Here is a 267-nt window from a genome sequence, read left to right as displayed (position 1 = left end):
CAAGTAAAATGTTGCAAGAGCTTGGTGAAGCAACCATTATTGGTCCTATTTTGATTGGACTGGAAAGATCTGTTCAAATTGTACCATTTAGTGGCAGTGATACGGATGTTGTCAATATCGCAACCCTAGCCGCTTACCATGCAGAAAAGTTATAAAAAATAAAGGCCCCTGATATTTCAAGGCCTTTTTGATAAAAAATAAATTTTTAAGATGAGAGTGTTTGGCTGTTTTTTTGTTCTTCAGCAACACGCTTTTGAAAGAGAGCTG

General features: G+C 36.7%; 1 protein-coding gene. It reads left to right on the top strand.

Going from position 1 to position 267, the window contains the following annotated elements:
- Positions 1 to 155, top strand: a 155-nt coding sequence (locus tag ACFIO5_RS12705; protein ID WP_375705599.1) for a phosphate acyltransferase, incomplete at its 5' end; no start/stop codon positions are given.
- Between the last annotated feature and the right edge of the window lie 112 nt (positions 156 to 267).

Source organism: Bartonella sp. AA86SXKL, from assembly GCF_042196885.1.
This window is presented reverse-complemented; position numbering and strand designations above follow the sequence as displayed.